Annotated in this window: 18 protein-coding genes; 3 read left to right on the top strand and 15 right to left on the bottom strand. The window is 60.2% G+C overall.

The annotated features are described in order from the left end of the window. The first annotated feature begins 69 nt into the window (after positions 1-69). Positions 70-912, top strand: a complete 843-nt coding sequence (locus BFR47_RS04790; protein WP_071472006.1) for a LysR substrate-binding domain-containing protein — start codon at positions 70-72, stop codon at positions 910-912. Between the two features lie 65 nt (positions 913-977). On the opposite strand, the gene BFR47_RS04785 is transcribed toward BFR47_RS04790, so the two are convergent. Further along, entirely contained in the window at positions 978-1,907 is a 930-nt protein-coding gene (locus BFR47_RS04785) for a DMT family transporter (RefSeq protein ID WP_071472005.1), read from the bottom strand. Between the two features lie 112 nt (positions 1,908-2,019). On the opposite strand from BFR47_RS04785, the gene BFR47_RS04780 reads away from it, so the two are divergent. Together BFR47_RS04780 and BFR47_RS04775 are read left to right on the top strand one after the other, a co-directional pair. Beyond that, positions 2,020-2,901 carry a LysR family transcriptional regulator gene (locus BFR47_RS04780; protein ID WP_071472004.1) on the top strand — a complete coding sequence of 294 codons (882 nt, stop codon included), beginning with the start codon at positions 2,020-2,022 and terminating at the stop codon, positions 2,899-2,901. 111 nt (positions 2,902-3,012) lie between these two features. Then, positions 3,013-3,900, top strand: coding sequence for a LysR family transcriptional regulator (locus BFR47_RS04775; RefSeq protein ID WP_071472003.1), 888 nt, complete (start codon positions 3,013-3,015; stop codon positions 3,898-3,900). A 51-nt stretch (positions 3,901-3,951) separates the two neighbouring features. On the opposite strand, the gene BFR47_RS17400 is transcribed toward BFR47_RS04775, so the two are convergent. From BFR47_RS17400 to BFR47_RS04710, 14 genes are all read right to left on the bottom strand, one after another. Then, positions 3,952-4,272 carry an SLC5/6 family protein gene (locus BFR47_RS17400; protein ID WP_083399011.1) on the bottom strand — a complete coding sequence of 107 codons (321 nt, stop codon included), beginning with the start codon at positions 4,270-4,272 and terminating at the stop codon, positions 3,952-3,954. A gap of 21 nt (positions 4,273-4,293) precedes the next feature. Then, positions 4,294-5,364: a sodium:solute symporter family protein gene (locus BFR47_RS04770; protein ID WP_175514060.1), complete on the bottom strand. Its 1,071-nt coding sequence runs from the start codon at positions 5,362-5,364 to the stop codon at positions 4,294-4,296. Between the two features lie 100 nt (positions 5,365-5,464). Continuing rightward, on the bottom strand, positions 5,465-6,958 hold the full coding sequence (locus BFR47_RS04765) for an aldehyde dehydrogenase (RefSeq protein WP_071472002.1): 1,494 nt from the start codon (positions 6,956-6,958) through the stop codon (positions 5,465-5,467). A gap of 9 nt (positions 6,959-6,967) precedes the next feature. After that, entirely contained in the window at positions 6,968-8,251 is a 1,284-nt protein-coding gene (locus BFR47_RS04760) for a Zn-dependent hydrolase (protein ID WP_217645448.1), read from the bottom strand. 11 nt (positions 8,252-8,262) lie between these two features. Next, positions 8,263-9,969 (bottom strand): thiamine pyrophosphate-binding protein, encoded by a 1,707-nt coding sequence (locus BFR47_RS04755; protein WP_071472001.1) that lies wholly within the window; start codon positions 9,967-9,969, stop codon positions 8,263-8,265. After that, positions 9,966-10,775: an aldolase/citrate lyase family protein gene (locus BFR47_RS04750; RefSeq protein WP_083399008.1), complete on the bottom strand. Its 810-nt coding sequence runs from the start codon at positions 10,773-10,775 to the stop codon at positions 9,966-9,968. The genes BFR47_RS04755 and BFR47_RS04750 overlap by 4 nt, the downstream gene beginning before the upstream one ends. 9 nt (positions 10,776-10,784) lie before the next feature. Further along, positions 10,785-12,071 (bottom strand): TRAP transporter large permease, encoded by a 1,287-nt coding sequence (locus tag BFR47_RS04745; protein WP_071471999.1) that lies wholly within the window; start codon positions 12,069-12,071, stop codon positions 10,785-10,787. Then, positions 12,068-12,595, bottom strand: a complete 528-nt coding sequence (locus BFR47_RS04740) for a TRAP transporter small permease (RefSeq protein WP_217645447.1) — start codon at positions 12,593-12,595, stop codon at positions 12,068-12,070. The genes BFR47_RS04745 and BFR47_RS04740 overlap by 4 nt, the downstream gene beginning before the upstream one ends. A 7-nt stretch (positions 12,596-12,602) precedes the next feature. Next, a complete protein-coding gene (locus BFR47_RS04735) occupies positions 12,603-13,580 on the bottom strand; it encodes a TRAP transporter substrate-binding protein (RefSeq protein WP_071471997.1) in 978 nt (325 codons plus the stop codon). A 296-nt stretch (positions 13,581-13,876) separates the two neighbouring features. After that, complete coding sequence (locus tag BFR47_RS04730; RefSeq protein ID WP_071471996.1) at positions 13,877-14,833, bottom strand: LysR family transcriptional regulator; 957 nt, start codon at positions 14,831-14,833, stop codon at positions 13,877-13,879. Between the two features lie 297 nt (positions 14,834-15,130). Then, positions 15,131-15,937, bottom strand: coding sequence for an ABC transporter ATP-binding protein (locus BFR47_RS04725; protein ID WP_217645446.1), 807 nt, complete (start codon positions 15,935-15,937; stop codon positions 15,131-15,133). Beyond that, on the bottom strand, positions 15,934-16,785 hold the full coding sequence (locus BFR47_RS04720) for an ABC transporter ATP-binding protein (RefSeq protein WP_071471995.1): 852 nt from the start codon (positions 16,783-16,785) through the stop codon (positions 15,934-15,936). The genes BFR47_RS04725 and BFR47_RS04720 overlap by 4 nt, the downstream gene beginning before the upstream one ends. Continuing rightward, on the bottom strand, positions 16,782-17,684 hold the full coding sequence (locus tag BFR47_RS04715) for an ABC transporter permease (RefSeq protein ID WP_217645445.1): 903 nt from the start codon (positions 17,682-17,684) through the stop codon (positions 16,782-16,784). The genes BFR47_RS04720 and BFR47_RS04715 overlap by 4 nt, the downstream gene beginning before the upstream one ends. Then, complete coding sequence (locus tag BFR47_RS04710) at positions 17,684-18,601, bottom strand: ABC transporter permease (RefSeq protein ID WP_071471994.1); 918 nt, start codon at positions 18,599-18,601, stop codon at positions 17,684-17,686. The genes BFR47_RS04715 and BFR47_RS04710 overlap by 1 nt, the downstream gene beginning before the upstream one ends. Positions 18,602-18,660 lie beyond the last annotated feature (59 nt).

The raw sequence follows: 18,660 nt of genomic DNA, 5'->3' as shown, positions 1-18,660 counted from the left end.
GGGTTGACCAGATTGTAAAAACGTTATCTCATGGCACCAGGGTGTAGAAAATCTACAGGCTTATTCAGCATGACACGTAAACCCAAACTGGAATCGCTGCGCATGTTCGAGGTGGCAGCCAGACGGCTGAATTTCCGTCTCGTCGCCGAGGAGCTGGCACTGACTCAAAGCGCCGTGGCCCAGCGCGTGCGTCAACTGGAGCAAGATCTCGGCGTCGCCCTGTTCGTGCGCGAACCGAGGGGGCTGGCGCTCACCGCCCGGGGGCGGCACTATCACGCCACCATCAGCCAGGCCCTGTCGATGATCGACGAGGCCACCCGGGCGCTCTCCTCCGAGGGCACCCGTTTGACCCTCAGCGTGCCGCCTTCCTTCGCCGCCAAGTGGCTGGTGCCCCGGCTGCACGACTTCCGTCAGGCCTATCCCCACCTCGATCTCCAACTGGAAGCCAGTGAACGGCTGGCCGATTTTCAGACCGATGATGTGGATTTTGCGGTCCGTCTGGGAGTTCCACCTTTCGGCAACGGACTTCACTGGGAGCTGCTGACCGGGTTGAACCTGTGTCTGGTGTGCAGTCCGGACTATCTGGCCGGGCATGGGGGAGAGATAGACTCTGACGAGCTGGCGGCCCATACGCTGATCAGCGATGCGCATGACCACTGGGCGGCTCTGCCCCGGCGTATGCCGGGCCAGGCCAGGGCGACGACGCTGCGCGTTAGCCATACCAGTCTGGCCATCGATGCCGCCAGCGCCGGCCAGGGCCTGGCGCTGGCTCCCGGTATCCTGGTGTCCCGGGGCATCCGGGAAGGCACCTTGATCATGCTTCGGCAGTTCACCAATGACCCCCGCGGCTTTTACCTCTCTGCCCTGAGGCCCGACGGCAAGAGGCGGAGCGGGTGCTGCTGCCCTGGTTGAAGGCCAATATCTAGCAACAACTGGACGGCCGGTATTGCTGCCGTCAAACGATGCAGAGGTGGGTGCTACAGGGCTTTCCTGCGGGTGGGGCGAAGCCACTGACTCAGTCGATCCCGTTGCGCGCGGGACATCACCATCAGCACGTTGCCGGAAAACACCAGGGTGACCCCCAGCAGGGCCTCGGGAGTCCACCGATAGCCTTCGAATAGGGTGGAAATGCCCAGGGCGACGATGGGAAACAGCACCATGGCATAGGCGGCTTTCTCGGCACCGATGCGCCCCAGCAAAGTCAGGAAGCTGCCGAAGGCAAACACGGAACCAAACAACGCCAGGTAGATCAAGGAGCCGGTATAGCTCCAGGTCGGCTCATAGGTAAAGGAGGCACCCTGCACCAGGGCAAGCACACCGAGCGCCACCGCCCCGTATGCCATGCCATAGGCATTGGTCTGCACTACGGGCAGCTTCGCCTGTTGATTGCGGGCCGAGATCATGTTGCCCAGTGAGGCGATAAAGGTACCCAGCAGGCTCAGCAGCATGGCTTTCAGGGCGACACCGTCCACATCGAGATGGGCAAACTCGGGCAGGAAGACCAGGCCGATACCAAGCAGCCCGACGAGGGCCCCCGCCAGCACCGAAGACACGGGGCGCTTACCGAAGAACAGGGCACCATTGGCGATATTCATCAATACAATGGTGGAAAAGATCACGGCAATCAGGCCGCTGGTGAGGTCTGCGGTTGCCCAGTAGACCAGCACATAGTTGAATCCGAACAGCGTCAGCCCCTGCGCCAGCATCCACAGGTGCTGTTTCGTCCCGAATCGCATCGGCAGTTTCATCAGCCGGCACCAGACCATCAGGATAAGCGCGGCCAGTGCAAACCGGTAGGCAATCGACACCTCGGGCGCGACCTCTCCCAGTTGTAACCTGATTGCGAAAAAGGTCGATCCCCAGATAAAGACCGTAGACAGGTAGAGTGTGGTCGTGTGCATCAGCATGTGCGGGTAACCTTGTGGTGTTGTCCTCAGCTGTTGCTGTTATACCCAGCGTAAATGTATTATCAAAACGAATAATTGTTATGACAACAATTACAAAGCCTAATGGAAAATCATGAGTCGCGATATCGATATCAGCCTTATCCGTGCCTTCCTGGCCGTCGCCGAAACCGGCGGCATGACCTCGGCCGCCCATGCGCTGAATCTCACCCAGGGCGCGGTCAGTCAGAAAATCCGGCGACTGGAGTCCCTGTTTGCGGCGCAACTGTTTGAGCGTAACCACAAGGTCATCCGTCTGACCCCGGAGGGAGAGCGCTTGCTGGCACGGGCTCATCGCCTTGTTTCCCTCAATGATGAAACCTGGCAGATGATGAGAAAGCCGGACTTTGCCGGCGAAATCAGGCTGGGAGTACCTGCCGATATCATCCGGCCGATGATGCCGCCCATCATGCGGCGCTTCAGCCGGGAGCACCCCAAGATCCGTCTTACTCTGGTCTGTGACATGACCGAAACCTTGCTGGCCGCGTTGAGAAATGGCGAGATTGATCTGACCCTGACCACCGAGAGCCAGGCGGGCAGGGGAGACGCGCTGCTGCTCAGGGATCAACTGGTCTGGATGGGGGCGCAGAATGGCGAAGCCTGCCACAAGACGCCGCTGCCGGTGTCATTGGGTTCGGAAGTCTGTGCGTTCAGGGCCGCGACCCTCGATGCCCTGAGCAAGGCCGAAATCGACTGGCTGACGACCTGCGATGTGGGTAATCTGGAATCTATCCTGGCCACCATAGAGGCAGATTTGGCGGTGTCGCCCTACCTGTCGACCTTGGTGCCCGAGAACCTGAACACGATTCCTGCCGACATCGGGTTGCCTGCGTTGCCCCCCTATTATATCAACCTGCGGATGCCTGACTCGGGAGGCACCCTGATCGCCAATGAACTGGCCCGGTATATCCGTCAGGGCTTTGCCGCCCTGCACGCGCCGGGGGCAGCCAGAGGCTGAGATCACGCCGGTGTGTATCCCTACGCGACGGTTCGGCAGTAGTTGCGGCGCAGTATACCGGCTGATACTTTTTACAAAAACAGTGCCAACCAAATAAAGATTATCTCAATTATGGCAATAGTATCGCGTACCGAAGATCTCGAAATTCTGCTGGCCATTATCGACAGCGGCGGTTTTTCGGCGGCGGCCCGGGTGCTGGATATCCAGGTCGCCCGGGTCTCGCGGGCGGTGACCAGGCTGGAAACCGAGCTGGATTGCACCTTGCTCAACCGCACCACCCGTCGGGTGGAACTGACCGAGGAAGGCCGGTTGTTTGTGGAACAGGCAAGGGAAGGCTTGAACCAGCTCGCCGAGGCGGAAGAGCAGCTCCGGGCGCTGAAAGGGGCTCCAGCCGGGCGGCTGCGGGTCGATGCGGCCACGCCCTTTATCCTGCATCAGCTGGTGCCGCTCATCGGTGGCTTTCGCCAGGCTTACCCGCAGATACAGCTGGAGCTGGTTGCCAACGAGAACATCATCGATCTGCTCGAGAAGCGCACCGATGTGGCGATCAGGATAGGCCGGCTGGAAGACTCCAACCTGCATGCGCGCCTGCTGGGCCGGAGCCCGCTGCATATCGTGGCCAGTCCGGCATACCTCGAGCAGGCCGGCATACCGGAAAGCATTGCCGCCTTGCAGGATCACAGCGTCATCGGCTTTACCGATGCGGCCCACCTTAATCGCTGGCCTCTGGTGGAGCCGGTGGAGATCCGCCCGGCCATCGGTTCCAGCAGTGGTGAAACCATACGTCAGCTCTGTCTGGCCGGGCAGGGCATCGCCCTGTTGTCCCGTTTCATGGTGCATGACGATCTCAGCCAGCAGCGACTGATCAGCCTTCTAAACACCGAAATCCTCACTCCCAGCCCGCGCGAGCAGGTACAGGCGGTGTACTATCGCAATACCGCATTGTCATCACGTATATCGGCCTTTCTGGATTACATCGGGCCGAGGCTGGAGCTGTAAAAAGAGGCGCCATTGCCCTTTTGAATAGGGGCAATGGCGCCAGACGAAGGATCAGGCTCGCGCTTTCACACGCTGTGGGGAAAGGATGACGGGCAGCATCAGCAGCGCGATGGGCAGACCGACAAAGATGGGGTGTATGCCAAACGGCTGGCCAAGCAACTGCCAGCCAACGGCTGAGCCCAGGCCTATCCACATGGCCAGAATGCCGGCGCCGCGGTTCAGTTCCTTGCCCAGCAGGGCGGCGATGGCCGGGACCAGCACGCCGCAGACCAGCATGGCACTACCAAGAATCCATATGGAAACCAGTTCGGGCGCATACAAGGCCAGTCCGGCGGAAATCAGTGACATGATCACCACCGAATAACGGCTCATGCGCAGCAGCTTCCGGTCGTCCTATACCTTTAACCGTGGCTTGATGATGTCGTTGGCAATGGACGATGCACCGGCAATGAAGAACGAGTCCGCACAGGAGACCACGGTCGCCAGCAATACCACTATCATCAGCGCAATCATGGGCAAGGGCAGGGTGGCTTCCAGTACCGCATAGAAGGTGAGATCGGGATTGGCGACGCTCAGATTCATGCCCAGATAGGCGAAGCAACCGATAAGCACGGCCGCCCCCGCCACCAGCAGGTTGAAGGCCACGGCCACACTGTAACTGGTATAGGCTACCTGGGCGCTTTTGGCGGCCCAGAAACGTTGCCACAGATCCTGGCGCACAAACTGGTAGCCGCCAATGGTCAGCAGATAGATAAACAGATCGTCGCTGCCGATACCGTTGATGTCGAGGAAATCTTCCTGACCAATCAGTTTTTCGCTGGTGGCGATGCCTTCCCAGCCCCCCGACACCTGATAGACGATGGTCAGCAACAGGAAAATACCCAGCGTTTGCAAGGTGCCCAGAATCGCATCGGACCAGATGACCGCCTTCAGGCCGCCCAGATAGGTTTTCAGTGTCAGCACAACCCAGGTCAGGATGATGCCGTGGGCTATATCGAGGTCGAATATCAGATTGAGCACGGTGGCAATGGCGACAAACTGCATGCCGGTGATGGCCGAATAGGCACAGACCATGCTGATCACTGTCGGCAGGCGGGCACCGTCACCATAACGGTTCACCATGAAGTCGGCGAGGGTGACCATGTTAAAGCGTTCGCCATAGGCGCGGATACGGCGCACCAGGAACAGCAGCAGTACACCGGCAATGGTAATGGCGCCGGGCAGCCACATCTGGCCGAGGCCATGCTGGAATCCTTTTGACATGAAGCCGAGCAGGGTTGAGCCGCCGACCGCCGTTCCCACCAGGGTACAGATCAGGGGAAAGGTTCCGGTGGCGCGGCCTGCCATATTGAAGTCGTCATAGGTCTTGATATGGCGGTAGAAGTAGTAGGACAAGCCAATCAGACACAGGGCACAGACCACCACGACGATTGAAAGAATTAAAGTATCTGCAGCAGAGAACATTACAGCACGATCCATGTTGGTTAAAGCTGGCCCCGACAATCCGGCCGGCCAGGCCGGATTCGGGTAGTAACGAGATGGTATACCGGGTTTCCCCCGATGACTAATCCAGGTTCATCCAGGTGGTTTTGAGGTCGGCATATTTGCTCAGGGCATGGAGCGATTTATCGCGACCGAATCCCGACTGTTTGACGCCGCCGAACGGCACACTGATATCGCCATCGGCATAGCAATTGACCCAGACCAGCCCGGCCCGCAGCAGCTTCGACACCCGGTGTGCCCGTCCGAGGTCCCGGGTCCATAACCCGGCACCCAGGCCATAAACGGAGTCATTGGCCATGGCGATCACTTCCTGCTCGCTGGTAAAACGGGTTACCCCCAGCACGGGGCCAAACACTTCCTCTCGCATCAGGGTCTGGTCATGTTGGCCTTCCAGTATGGTCGGGGGCAGGAACCAGCCGCCGGCGACCGGCGATGCGGAACTCTCACCGGTCAGCAGCTTCATGCCTTCTTTCCGGGCCAGGGTGATGTAGTCCTGTACGCGCTGGTACTGGCTGGCATCGACCATGGCGCCCATACGGGTGGCGGGATCCAGCGGGTTGCCCGGCTGCATGTTCGCTGCCGCTGCGGTTAACAGGGGCATGAACTCGTCATAGATGGAATCCTGCACATAGAGTCGTGAACCGGCGATACAGACCTCACCCTGGTTGGTGAAGATGCCGGCCGCCGCGGCGCGGGCTGCGGCTTCCAGATCCTTGCAGTCATCGAACACGATATGGGGGGACTTGCCGCCACATTCGAGCCAGACCCGCTTGAGGTTGGAATCTCCGGAGTAGCGCATAAAGCGCTTGCCGGTCGCGGTGGAGCCGGTGAAGGCAATACAGTCGACATCCATATGCAGGCCCAGGGCCTGGCCGGCCACGGCACCGAGCCCCGGGGTGACATTGAATACGCCGTCGGGCAGTCCCGCCTCACTGGCCAGCGCCGCCAGCCGCAAGGCGCTGAGACTGGATTGCTCGGCGGGTTTGAGGACGACACTGTTGCCTACCGCCAGCGCCGGGGCAAATTTCCAGGCGCTGATCATCAGCGGAAAATTCCATGGGGTAACGGCTGCCACCACGCCCAGGGCTTCATGGGTCAGGGTGGCATGAACGTTGTCCGCGGTCGGTGCGATTTCATCATAATGCTTGTCGATGGCTTCGGCGTACCAGGCCACGCAGCGTGCGGTTTCCGCGAGATCGAAGCTCAGACTGTCGGCAATGGGCTTGCCCATTTCCAGGGTCTGCAGCAGGGCCAGCTCTTCCGCGTGTTGCTCGATCAACCCGGCAAAGCGCAACAGGGTTGTTTTGCGCTCTCGGGGCGACAGGCGGGACCAGCAACCGGAGTTGAAACTGCGGCGAGCGGCGGCGACGGCCCGATCGATATCCTGAGTGCCGCAGGCGGCGACGTCGGCCAATACTTCACCGGTGGCCGGGTTGCGTGCGGTGAAGGTGGCACCGTCTTCGGCGGTGACGTAGGCGCCGTCGATAAAGGCGCCGGTGGGAATATCCAGCCGGGTAGCCAGCTGTTCCCAGTATTTGAGGTCATGCAAGGTCATTGAGCGCTCCTACAGCGTGTCGGTAACGGGGCTGATGCCGGCCGTGTGCAGCATGGCGTGCAGCAGCACATTGGCGCCGGCCTCGAGATCCTCGGGCTTGGCGTCTTCGCATTCGTTGTGGCTGATACCATCAACACAGGGAACGAAGATCATGGCGGTGGGGGCGATACGGCTGATATAGACGGCGTCATGGCCTGCACCGGTCACCATGTCTCGGTGAGGAATACCCAGTGCCTGGGTACAGGTCCGTACCCGCTCGACCAGCTCCTGCGCAAAGGGGGTCGGCGGAATGCGTTGCACCTCGATCAACTGCACTTCGATGCCGGTTTGGCCGCCATGTTTTTCGCACAGTTCCTGCAGACGCTGCTCCATCTGAGTCAGCACTGCCGGCTCCAGATGGCGCAGGTCGACGCTGAAATTCACTCGGCCGGGAATGACGTTGCGCGAGTTGGGGAACACCCGGAACTCACCGCAGGTGACCCGACCGTGAGGCGCATGAGGCCGGGCGAGGGTCAGGATGTCGCCGACCAGGGCACAGGCGGTCTGCAGTGCGTCCCGGCGATATTCCATCGGGGTCGGGCCGGCATGGGCTTCCTGACCGGTGACCACCACATCAAACCAGCTGAGGCCGAGTGAGCCGGTCACGACGCCAACGGGCAGCCCTTCCTGCTCCAATACCGGGCCCTGCTCGATATGGGCCTCGAAGTAGGCGCCGAGCTGGCGCCCGCCGACCGGCATATCACCGTCGTAGCCGATACGGGCCAGTGAGTCGGCGACGCTGATGCCATCGTGATCCCGGGCGGCCAGCGCCGACTCGGTAGAGAACATGCCGGCAAAGGCGCCGGAACCCATCATCACCGGGACGAAGCGGCTGCCTTCCTCGTTGGTCCAGATGACGACTTCCAGCGGTGCGTCGGTGGTGATGTTTTGTTCGTCCAGCACTCGCATCACTTCCAGGCCGGCCAGCACGCCGTAGTTGCCGTCGAAGCGACCGCCGGTCGGCTGGGTATCGATATGACTGCCGGTCACCACCGGCGGCAACGTATTGTTGCGGCCGGGACGACGGGCAAAGATATTGCCGAGTTGGTCAACCCGGATCTCGAGTCCCGCATCACGCAACCAGCCACTCACCAGGTCTCGGCCCTGGCGGTCTTCTTCCGTCAGTGCCAGGCGGCAGTTGCCCCCCTTGGGGGTCGCACCGATGCGAGCCAGGTCCATCAACGAGTCCCACAAGCGGCCGCCGTCAACACGAAGGGTCTCGGTCTGTAATTGTTTGTTCATTGTTGCTGTCATGATTCAGTTCCTCAGGCCGGGATTTGCTGGCGCGCCAGCGCATCTTCACGGAGCTTGCTCAGCAGGGTGCCGGGGGCGATACCGTCCGGGTCGTAACGCAGTTCAATCAGGGCCGGCAGCTTTTCACTGGCGGTGAACGCCATGGCGCGGTCGAAGGCGGCAGCAAACTGGCTGTCTTCCGCCACGATTTCCCCGTGACCACCGTAGGACCTGATCATTTCACTGAACTCGGGGTTGGTGAAGGAGAGGGCGATTTCGCGGCCGGGGAAGCCGTTTTCCTGGTGCGCGCGGATGGTACCGTACATGCCGTTGTTGAATACCAGCACGATAATACCGACCCGGTATTGCAGCGCTACGCCCAGTTCCTGCATGTTCATCTGGAAGCAGCCATCGCCGGCGAAGCACACCGCTGGCTGGTCCGGATGTTCCATCTTGAACGAAATGGCCGCCGGCAGGCCGTAGCCCATGGACCCGACGGTGGGGGTCAGCGAGCTGCCGAGCCCGGGGTAGCGGCGGTAACGGTGCGGGTACAGGGCATAGTTGCCTGCACCGACAGTAATACAGCCCTGATCGCCCAGCACCTGGTCCACATGCAGGGCAATCCGGTCCAGGCTGAGCGGGCCGGGTGACGGCTGGCACTCAAGCGACGCCAGGTAGGCGTTTCTGGCCTGAGCGGTCAGGGGCGACCAGACGGGGTCGTCTGCCAGATCGGGCACCTGATCCAGCATGGCGCTGAAGCCGTTGACGTCGGCGTGAATGGCGAGATCGGCCTGGTAGACGCGGCCCAGTTCTTCCGGATCGGCATACACATGCACCAGCTTCTGCTTGGGGCGGGGCGAGCTGATCCAGCTGTATCCTTCGCTGGTGGCTTCGCCCATGCGGGTACCTACGGCGATGATCAGGTCCGCTTCCTCCAGTTGCTGCCGCAGCGCTGAGTGCATGCTCCAGCCCACATGGCCGGCAAACTGGGGCTGGCGCTGGTCGAAGCACTCCAGTCGCCGCCAGGCAACGCCGACCGGCAGGTTGAAGCGCCGGGCAAACTCGGTGATGCTGCTCTGGGATAATTCGGTCCAGCCGCTACCGCCCACCAGCAGAAAGGGGCGCTTGGCAGCGGCCAGGCATTCACCGAGTTCGGTCATGTCACCGGCACCCGGGTAGCTGTGCCGGCGTGGTGCGGGCTTGAGCTGTTCTACTTCGGCTTCGCCCCACAGGGTATCTTCGGGCAGGGCCAGCACCACAGGACCGGGGCGGCCGGTGGTGGCGACGGTCCAGGCGCGGGCGATATACTCCGGGATGCGGTCGGTACGGTCAATCTGGGCCACCCACTTGGCCATGGGACCGAACATCCGACGGTAGTCGATTTCCTGGAATGCCTCGCGCTCGACGAAGTCGTTGCCGACCTGGCCGATGAACAGGATCATCGGGGTCGAATCCTGAAAGGCGGTATGTACGCCGATGGATGCATTGGTGGCACCGGGCCCCCGAGTGACGAAGCAGATGCCGGGGTCGCCGGTCATCTTGCCGTAGGCTTCGGCCATGTAGGCGGCCCCGCTTTCCTGGCGGCAGACAACGGGTTCGATGGCATCACGATGTTCGTTCAGAGCATCAATACAGGGCAGATAGCTTTCGCCGGGAACCAGAAAAATACGACGAGCGCCGAGGTCGCGGAGCTGCTGGATCAGAATTTGACCGCCGTTACGGCGTTTCGCGTTATTCATGGGTTATTCCTCTCAGGAGTATGATGAGAATCGGATGAATCTTTTTGTTTGTTATTCAGACTGAGGTGCAATGCCGGTAATTGTTCGGTATTGACCACGCAGCGAGCCCTGAACCCTAGTGCCACTGACCAGTTCTGGTCTTGCTCAAACGGCAGTGGCGCAGACCAGGGGCCGTCGATGGCCTGCACGCCCGCCGCCTGGCAGTCGGCCAGAAAGCGTTCTCGGTACGGCCTGATGGTCTCGATGCGGGTTTCAAAAGGCATCTCTGGTGGCAATTGCAGGTCGGTGGCCAGGTCGCCGGTGCCGATCAGTGCTGCGCGCAAGCGCGGGCTGACAACCAGCAACTCGCCGGCACGCTCGAGGCCGGTCCTGCTTTCCAGGGTGGGCACGATGACGGTACTGCCTGGCGTCATGTCGAGTTCTGCCTCACAGGCATCCAGCAACGCGGCGAGTGCCTGCAACTGGGCCGGTTGTTCGACCCGGGGCAGGAACACGGCGGCTGGGCGTGCCGCCATTAACAGCTTCAATTCGTGTGCGCCGCTGTCTTCGAGCCGGTTGATACGCACCATGGGCAGGCGATGCCGGGCCCGACAGGCATCGGCAAAATCGTAGAAGGCCTGGCAGGCCTGGCGCTGTTGGTCTTTGGGAGTAAACTCCTCCAGATCAACCACCAGTGCGTGAGCCCCACAGGCCTGGGCCTGTTCGAGCCGCTGTGGCAGGTGCCCGGGCAGAAACAGCCAGCTAGCGGCCTGTGCCATGAGTTCGAGCTGCCTGTCCATCAATGGTGTAATAACGTGCTTGTTCATGATCAGCCCTTATGAGTCCATCAGGTTTGGTAAAAACAGCACCAGCTCGGGAATGAAGGTCAGCAGCATCAATACCGAGATCATGGCAACCAGCATCATCACCAGGGGGCGCAGCGATTCCATCACACTGATCCCGCCAATTCGGCAGGCGGCCATCAGGTCGACACCCAGCGGCGGCGTATTGGCGCCGATGGCCAGGTTGACCGTCAGCAGCACCCCGAAGTGAACCGGATCGATGCCATACTGGCTCAGCAGCGGCATGACGATGGGGGTGATGATGATGATGATGGCGATGCTCTCCATGAAAGAGCCGAGTATCAGCAACACCAGCGTCAGCAACAGCAGCACGCTGTTGCGACTGTCGGTCAGCTCACCGATCAGTGATGCTATCGCCTGAGGCACCTGCTCATAGGTCAGACCCCAGGCAAAGAGACCGGCAGCACCGATGATCACCAGAATGGCGGCACTGGTTTCCGCCGTTGCCTTGACGCAATCGAAGATGTCGTTCAGGCGCAGGTTTTTATACAGGCCCATGCCAACGATCAGGGCATAAAGACAGGCTGAGGCGGCCGCTTCGGTCGGGGTAAAGACCCCGAAACGGATACCGCCGATGATCAGTACCGGTACCATCAGTGCGGGCAGGGCGTCGATGAAGGCGCGGAACTTTTCGCGGGAGGTGCTGGGCGTGCCTCCGCCCCAGCCATTCTTGCGCGAGACGTACAGGGCGACCCCTACCAGGGCACAGGTCAGCATCAGGCCGGGAATGACACCGCCCATGAACAGCTTACCGACCGAGGTATTGGAGGTAGTGCCGTAGACAATCATCACGATACTGGGCGGGATCACGGTGCCGATGGAACTGGCGGTGCCCACCAGCGCACAGCTGAACCCCTTTTTATAGCCACTACGCTGCATGGCCGGCAGCAGCATGCTGCCGATGGCAATGACGTCGGCCACGCCGGAGCCCGAAAGGGCGCCGAACATCATGCAGGCCAGCACGGCAACCACTGCCAGTCCGCCCCGGATATCGCCCACCAGAGTCATGCACAGCCGTACTATTTTCTGGGTCAGCCCGGCGCTGTTCATCAACTGGGCGGCGAGGATGAACAAGGGAATGGCGAGCAGGGTGAAGCTTTCCATACCCGCGGCGAATTGTTGGGCAGAAACCAGCATGGGAGCTGCCGCAAAGGCCGTCAGGTAAACAACTGCGGCGATCAGCAGGGCAAAGGCGATAGGAATATCGATCAGGATGCCCAGACCGAAGACCCCGAGCATGGTTAAGGCGCCGGCCGTCATTGTGAGTCTCCCCGAGTAAACAAGTGGATGAATTGGACCAGTGCCATGGCGGCACAGCCTACGGGTACCGCGAGGTAACTGATCCCGGCCGGGATTTGCAGGGCCGTGGTGGTCTGGCTCATGGTCAGCATGGCCAGCGCCCACCCCGCCTTGGTGATCATCAGCAGCATGATCAGCACCAGAACGTCGCCGATGTGGGTAAATACCTTCAGCCATCGAGCCGATCGAACAACCAGAGGTAACAGGCCGGCACTGAGATGCGAGCGGTGATAAGAGCAGGCCACGGCGCCCAGCAGCGTGGACCAGAGCAGGATCAGCTGCGGTAGTTCTTCAGCCCAGTGAGGCGGCTGGCCGATCACCCAGCGCATGAAGACCACATAGCTGACCAGCGCCGCCAGCGTGGCGACGCCGGCGGCAGCCAACCCGTGACAGACGCAGCCGATCACGGCGGCAATCCGGGTCAGCATTCTGGTCTTACCGCAATGACCGGCATCGTTGATCGCTGAGGCTAGTCTGGTAAGCATGTTGACCTCACTTGGCACTACGATAGCGCTCGACAATGTCCATCAGATCTTGCCCGAATACGGAGGCATATTGCTGCCAGATGCCGCTGACGGCATTCTGGAAAGGGGCACGATCGACATCGTTGACTTTCATGCCTTTCTCTTCCAGTTTGCCGATAAGTGCTTCATCGTCCTGCCGGGTCATTTCGCGTTGCGTATCTCTCCAGCGGGACGCCATCTCCTGCACGATCAGCTGATCTTCCGGAGAAATCTGCTTCCAGGTGAAGTTGGTAACGGTCAGACAGGCGGGGGCCCAGACATGTCCTGTGAGGGAGACATAGTCCTGAACTTCGTTGAATGACGAGGAATAGATGATGGACAGCGGGTTTTCCTGAGCATCAAACACCCCTTGCTGCAGGGCCGAATAGAGCTCGCCAAAGGCCAGTGGTGCGGGGCTGGCTCCCAGGGCCGAGAAGGTGTCCAGACGCATTTTATCGGGGGTGACCCGGATCTTGAGGTTGCTCAGGTCTTGCGGGCTGGTGATGGGGCCGCGATTGTTGGTGACATGACGGAAGCCGTTTTCCCACCATGAGATAATCCGCAGGTTTTTCTGGATCGCCATCTCTTCGAGCGCATCGCCCAGCTCGCCATCATAGGCGGCATAGGCATCTTCTCGTTGTTCCCAGGAATAGGGCAGTTCCGCGATGCCGAATCTGGGTTCGATGGACTGGAAGGAACCACAGCCAATGACAGCGGCGTGTACGCTACCGATTTGCATGCCCTCAATCATGGTTTTTTCATTTCCCAGCTGGCCACTGGGGAACACCGTGATGTTGACACGACCTTCGGTTGCTTCAGTAACGTCTTTGGCAAACCCTTCTGCTGCGATGTTCCAGCTGTGGGTGGTGGGCAGTACATGGCCCAGTTTGATATCCAGGGCTTGCGTTGAGGTGGCCGCAGTTAATAAGGCTGCGCCGATGCAGAGTGATAAACGTTTCTTTTCCATGTCATGTCACCTAGGTCTGGTTGAATCAGTGTCCTGCTGTTCTTCAATGAGCAGCACACTCATCTTTGACATTTACGAAACATAAAACAATTTGCCATTTTTAATACCATGTATTTATCTGGTTTATGGTTGATGGCTTCCGGATGAGCGAGGCGACGGAGCCAGTTTCGGGTTACAGGCATAGAGCCGGCCACCGCCAGACCACCGGGAAGACGGTGTCTGGTGGTGTGCGGCGGGAAATGTGGGGGAGAGCTAACGGGAGGGCTGAAGGGGCAAGGGAGCAGTGGAGCCGTCAATCAACGGATATCATTCTGTTCCTCCAGGCGTTTCTCCAGAGGAACGCGTGCCAGGGCATTCTGAAAAAAATCGAAAAAGGTCTGTTCGGCAAGACCAAAGCGGGCATCCTGGTGCCAGATCAGGTGCATATCGATGTCGGCGACCCCGTCATAAGGGGGAAGGGGCCACAGCTTTCCCTGCTCCACATCGGCGGTGACGGTATGTTCTGGCAGGCAGCCTATCCCCCAGCCCGCCCTGACCATTCTTTTTATGTCATCAAGGCTGCTTGACTGGGCCATTACCTCGCCCGACAGGTGGTGATTGGCACAAAATACCGCCAGTGCCGACAAGACGCCATCCAGCTGGGCGCTGCTGAATGATACCAGCGGCTCGTGCTGCATTTCTTCCAGGCTCAGGTTGTCCTTGCCGAAGAACCTGTGGGTGTGGCCGCAATAGAAACGGTAAAGCTGACGAGCCAACACCTGGGACTGAAGCCCGTCCACATCATGGTTCATCAGGCAGATGCCGACGGTGCCGCTTTTCTGCAGTAAGGCCTGCTGCACCTCGATGCTGGACATGACATCGATGTTGCAGGTGATATAGGGGTGCTGTTGATGGAAGTCCTTGAGTACCCGATCCAGAAACGGGATCTGGATTCCGCTGACCGCCAGCAGATGGATATTACCGGCGACCTCCGGACGGGACTCGTTGACGGCCACACTGAGTCTGGCCACATTGGCATAAATCTCCACAGCCTCACGATAGACCAGCTCGCCTGCCTTGGTCACCCGGAAGCTGCGGCTGCCGCGCTCTATCAGGCTCTGACCCAGACGCTCTTCAAGGCGTTTGAGCGCCAGGCTGACCGCCGGCTGGGACAGGTGAAGGCGTGCGGCAGCGCGGCTGACGCTTCGTTCCTGCACTATGGTCATGAAACTGCGGAGCAGGTTCCAGTCGAGGGTATCGTGTATGGGGCGCATGCTGTTTGGCCTCAATGGTCTGAATGATGCCGGGTATTTCAAATAACCGACGAATATACCGCCAGGGTCACGCGGCCGTTCGGAGCCCGTCCCGCAAAGACGACCTGGTTTACGGGCGCTCTGTTTTTGTTGTCATTGCCAAGGGTTATATCATTTTTTGCCAGGGAGGAGGGAGGGGCGGGCCTCGGTCGTGGTGCGATACCGGGCGCGCCAAATACCCGCCCGGCAACCAGTGCCGGGCGGAGGGAAGTGACCGGCCCGATGCAGCGGCCGGCACGATCATGACAATACTCGGTACTACACCCTGGCTCCGGATACCGGCAGCAGGGTGGCGGACAATAGCTTTCGGGTGTACTCATGTCCGGGAGCGGCGAACAGTGCCTGGCGGGAGGCCTGCTCGACGACCTGCCCCTGATACATCACACACACCTTGTCGGCAAGGTGCTCGACCACCGCAAGGTTGTGGCTGATAAACACCATCGACAGCCGGAACTCCTGCTTCAGTTCCAGCAGCAGATTGATCACCTGAGCCTGCACAGAGACGTCGAGGGCACTGGTTGGTTCATCGCAGATCAGCAGCGGTGGATTCAGGATCAGGGCCCGGGCAATGGCGACGCGCTGGCATTGTCCGCCCGATAATTCACCGGGATAGGCATTGGCCAGACGTCGGGGAAAGCCGACCTTGTCGAGCATGCTCAATACCTTTTGAGCACGCTCGCCGGCATGGAGATGGTGAATGCACAGTGGCTGCATCAGGGTATCAAACACGCTGAACGAAGGATTCAGGGAGGAATAGGGATCCTGAAAAACCGGCTGTATCAACCGTGATCGTTCAAGCCTGCCCAGGGACAGCACCGGCTGGTCATTGATCAGCACCTCGCCGTTGTCGGGCCGGTTCAGGCCGAGCATGATGCTGGCCAGAGTACTTTTGCCGCAGCCGGACTCACCGACCAGCCCGAGGGTTTGTCCGCGTTCGAGGCGGATGGAAACATCCTGCAGTGCCCGTACGCGGCGGGCCGGTTTCAGCAGTCCGCCAGAAATCGTGTAGGTACGGCTGACATGGCGGATGTCGAGTATCGGATCCGGGGTTTGCCGGGACATCATGGCTGCTCCTTCAATAACAGGGGGTGCTCAATCACCGGCAGCCGGGAGCCCGGTGCTGTACGGCCGGGGACCGGAATGCAGGCAATCAGCCCCTGGGTATAGGGATGTCGGGGGTGTTCAAGTACTTCCCGGGCCGTTCCCGACTCAACGATTTCACCCTGATACATGACGCAGACCTTGTCGGCCATCGCCGACACCACGCCGAAGTCATGGGTAATCATCAGCAGCGAAAAATTAAGCTGCTGGCTCAGCGAGCGGATCAGTTCCAGGATTTGTGCCTGTATGGTCACATCGAGGGCGGTGGTAGGCTCGTCGGCGATGAGCAGCGATGGTTTACCCATCAGTGCCATGGCGATCATGATGCGCTGGCGCTGGCCCCCGGAAAACTGGTGGGGATACTGGTACAGCCGTTCCGCCGCTTGGGGGATGCCGACCTTGTTGAGCAGGTCTATGGCCCGCTCCCGGGCGGTACGCCGGTTGACGCCTTCATGACGCATCATGCCTTCGATCATTTGCCGTTCAATGGTCAGGGTCGGGTTCAGGGCCGTCATCGGATCCTGAAAGATAATGGCGATGTCCTTGCCGCGGATCTGATCGAGCTGGCGCTGAGACAGGGTATGCAACGGTTTGCCCAGCAAAGTCAGCCGCTTGGCCCCAATCCTGGCCTTGGGCGTTTGCAGCCCGATTATCGACAGGGCGGTCATCGACTTGCCGCTGCCGGATTCGCCGACCAGGCAGAGGGTTTCTCCCTCGTTCAGATTGAAGCTGACCCCTTTCACGGCGTGTACCTCGCCCTGCTCGGTGGGAATATCGACGGTCAGCTCCTCGACCTCAAGCACGGTTTTCATCGTTTAGCCTCCTTACCGGTAATATCTCTCAAACCGTCGCCAAACAGATTGACCGCCAGCACCAGCAGGCAGAGTGCGCCGCCGGGCAGGGCGATCAGCCAGGAATCAAACAGTATGCTGTCGCGACCCTCGGCAATCATCAGGCCCCAGGAGGGAGTGGGTGGGCGGACACCCAGGCCCAGAAATGACAGTGCCGACTCCAATAGAATGACATTGGCCATTTCCAGGGTGGCGATCACTATCAGGGTGCTGCGCAGATTGGGCAGGATTTCACGCAGCATGATGCGCAGGTGCGAGGCGCCGGTTGCCCGGGCCGCCCGGATATATTCCTGTTCGCGAATTGTCTGGCTGCCGGTGCGGGCGACAATGGCAAATTGATCCCAGACCAGCAGACTCAGCACCGTGACCAGGGTGGTGAGCGAGGCCCCCTTGAGAGCTACCGCCGCCAACGCAACCAGTACGATGGGCAGTGATAACCGGGTGGTGATCAGGAAACTGATCAGCATATCCACCCGGCCGCCGAAGTAGCCGGCCAGCAGCCCCAGGCTGGTACCGATGACCGCAGCCACCACCACCACGCTGCAACCGATGCCCAGCGAAATCCGGGCGCCGTAAATCAGCCGTGACAGATAGTCGCGTCCCAGATGATCGGTACCGAGCAGATGAGCCGGATCAGCCCCTTCCATCCAGAACGGCAGGGAGAAACGGTGCTCCAGATTCTGCAGCGTCGGCTCATAGGGTGCCAGCAAGGGTGCAAACAGGGCGATCAGTACCAGCAACAGCAGAATACCGCCGCCGATCAGGATGCTGCTTTGTTTCCAGCGTGTCAGCCAGTGCCGGCGTTGTGACGGGGTGTCAACGGATGTATTCAGAGTAAGCATTTTCGGAGTTGTCATCATCAGGCCTCCCGAATTCGTGGGTCGAGCCAGGCATTGATCAGATCGGCCAGAGTGGTGAGCAGCACATAGACCAGTGACAGGATCAGGATGATGCCCTGGACCACAGCCAGATCACTGCGCAGCAGGGATTCCCAGGCCAGCCGTCCCAGGCCGTTGAGGGCAAATACGCTTTCAATCACGATGGATCCGGACAGCAATATCCCCAGTTGTACCGCCGCGACCGATACCAGAGGCAGCACGGCGTTGCGTAGCGCATGACCCAGAATAACCGTCGTTGTGCCCAGCCCCTTGGAGCGGGCAGTGCGGATATAATTGGCCTGAAGCACGTCGATCATGCTGGCGCGCATCAGTCGCATCAGCGCCGGCAGTGCATAGTAACTCAGCACCACGACCGGCAGGATAAAGCCGGTCCAGCTGTCGGCGCCGGAAATGGGCACCAGATCCAGCCAGACACCGAACACCACAATCAGGATCAGCCCCAGCCAGAAACTGGGTATGGCCTGGCCGGACACGGCGATCAACAGGGCAATGCGATCGAGCAGGCCATTGGGTTTCAGGGCCGCGATAATTCCCAGCGGCAGAGCGAGCAGCATCGCCACGATGAAGGAGGCGGTGCCGAGCAGTAGGGTGACCGGAATGCGTTCGGCGATAATCTGGCTGACCGGCATGCTGAAGTAGTAGCTGGTTCCCAGATTGCCTTGCAGGGCCTGTACTATCCAGTCGGCATATTGCACAACAATGGGACGATCAAAACCGTAGAGTTCGCGGATCAGTGCGGCATCCTTGGCACTGCCGCCGGCACCGGCAATGGCAATGGCCGGATCGCCGGACAGGTACGCCAGCGAAAAGCTGATGGAGGAAACGGCCAGGGCGACCAGCAGGGCGACCAGCAGCCGTCTCAGTAGAAATCTCAACATAGGATGTACTCACTTTGGACTGACGCAGGGAGTACGGCCGCAGCCGACCGCACTCCTAT

The organism is Oceanisphaera psychrotolerans (genome assembly GCF_001870485.1).
GTDB classification, from domain to species: Bacteria; Pseudomonadota; Gammaproteobacteria; order Enterobacterales; family Aeromonadaceae; genus Oceanimonas; species Oceanimonas psychrotolerans.
This window is presented reverse-complemented; position numbering and strand designations above follow the sequence as displayed.

Coding starts and splice junctions, on each gene's coding strand:
- BFR47_RS04790 (WP_071472006.1), top strand. CDS start 70: ATGACACGTAAACCCAAACTGGAATCGCTGCGCATGTTCGAGGTGGCA.
- BFR47_RS04785 (WP_071472005.1), bottom strand. CDS start 1,907: ATGCTGATGCACACGACCACACTCTACCTGTCTACGGTCTTTATCTGG.
- BFR47_RS04780 (WP_071472004.1), top strand. CDS start 2,020: ATGAGTCGCGATATCGATATCAGCCTTATCCGTGCCTTCCTGGCCGTC.
- BFR47_RS04775 (WP_071472003.1), top strand. CDS start 3,013: ATGGCAATAGTATCGCGTACCGAAGATCTCGAAATTCTGCTGGCCATT.
- BFR47_RS17400 (WP_083399011.1), bottom strand. CDS start 4,272: ATGAGCCGTTATTCGGTGGTGATCATGTCACTGATTTCCGCCGGACTG.
- BFR47_RS04770 (WP_175514060.1), bottom strand. CDS start 5,364: ATGTTCTCTGCTGCAGATACTTTAATTCTTTCAATCGTCGTGGTGGTC.
- BFR47_RS04765 (WP_071472002.1), bottom strand. CDS start 6,958: ATGACCTTGCATGACCTCAAATACTGGGAACAGCTGGCTACCCGGCTG.
- BFR47_RS04760 (WP_217645448.1), bottom strand. CDS start 8,251: ATGACAGCAACAATGAACAAACAATTACAGACCGAGACCCTTCGTGTT.
- BFR47_RS04755 (WP_071472001.1), bottom strand. CDS start 9,969: ATGAATAACGCGAAACGCCGTAACGGCGGTCAAATTCTGATCCAGCAG.
- BFR47_RS04750 (WP_083399008.1), bottom strand. CDS start 10,775: ATGAACAAGCACGTTATTACACCATTGATGGACAGGCAGCTCGAACTC.
- BFR47_RS04745 (WP_071471999.1), bottom strand. CDS start 12,071: ATGACGGCCGGCGCCTTAACCATGCTCGGGGTCTTCGGTCTGGGCATC.
- BFR47_RS04740 (WP_217645447.1), bottom strand. CDS start 12,595: ATGCTTACCAGACTAGCCTCAGCGATCAACGATGCCGGTCATTGCGGT.
- BFR47_RS04735 (WP_071471997.1), bottom strand. CDS start 13,580: ATGGAAAAGAAACGTTTATCACTCTGCATCGGCGCAGCCTTATTAACT.
- BFR47_RS04730 (WP_071471996.1), bottom strand. CDS start 14,833: ATGCGCCCCATACACGATACCCTCGACTGGAACCTGCTCCGCAGTTTC.
- BFR47_RS04725 (WP_217645446.1), bottom strand. CDS start 15,937: ATGATGTCCCGGCAAACCCCGGATCCGATACTCGACATCCGCCATGTC.
- BFR47_RS04720 (WP_071471995.1), bottom strand. CDS start 16,785: ATGAAAACCGTGCTTGAGGTCGAGGAGCTGACCGTCGATATTCCCACC.
- BFR47_RS04715 (WP_217645445.1), bottom strand. CDS start 17,684: ATGATGACAACTCCGAAAATGCTTACTCTGAATACATCCGTTGACACC.
- BFR47_RS04710 (WP_071471994.1), bottom strand. CDS start 18,601: ATGTTGAGATTTCTACTGAGACGGCTGCTGGTCGCCCTGCTGGTCGCC.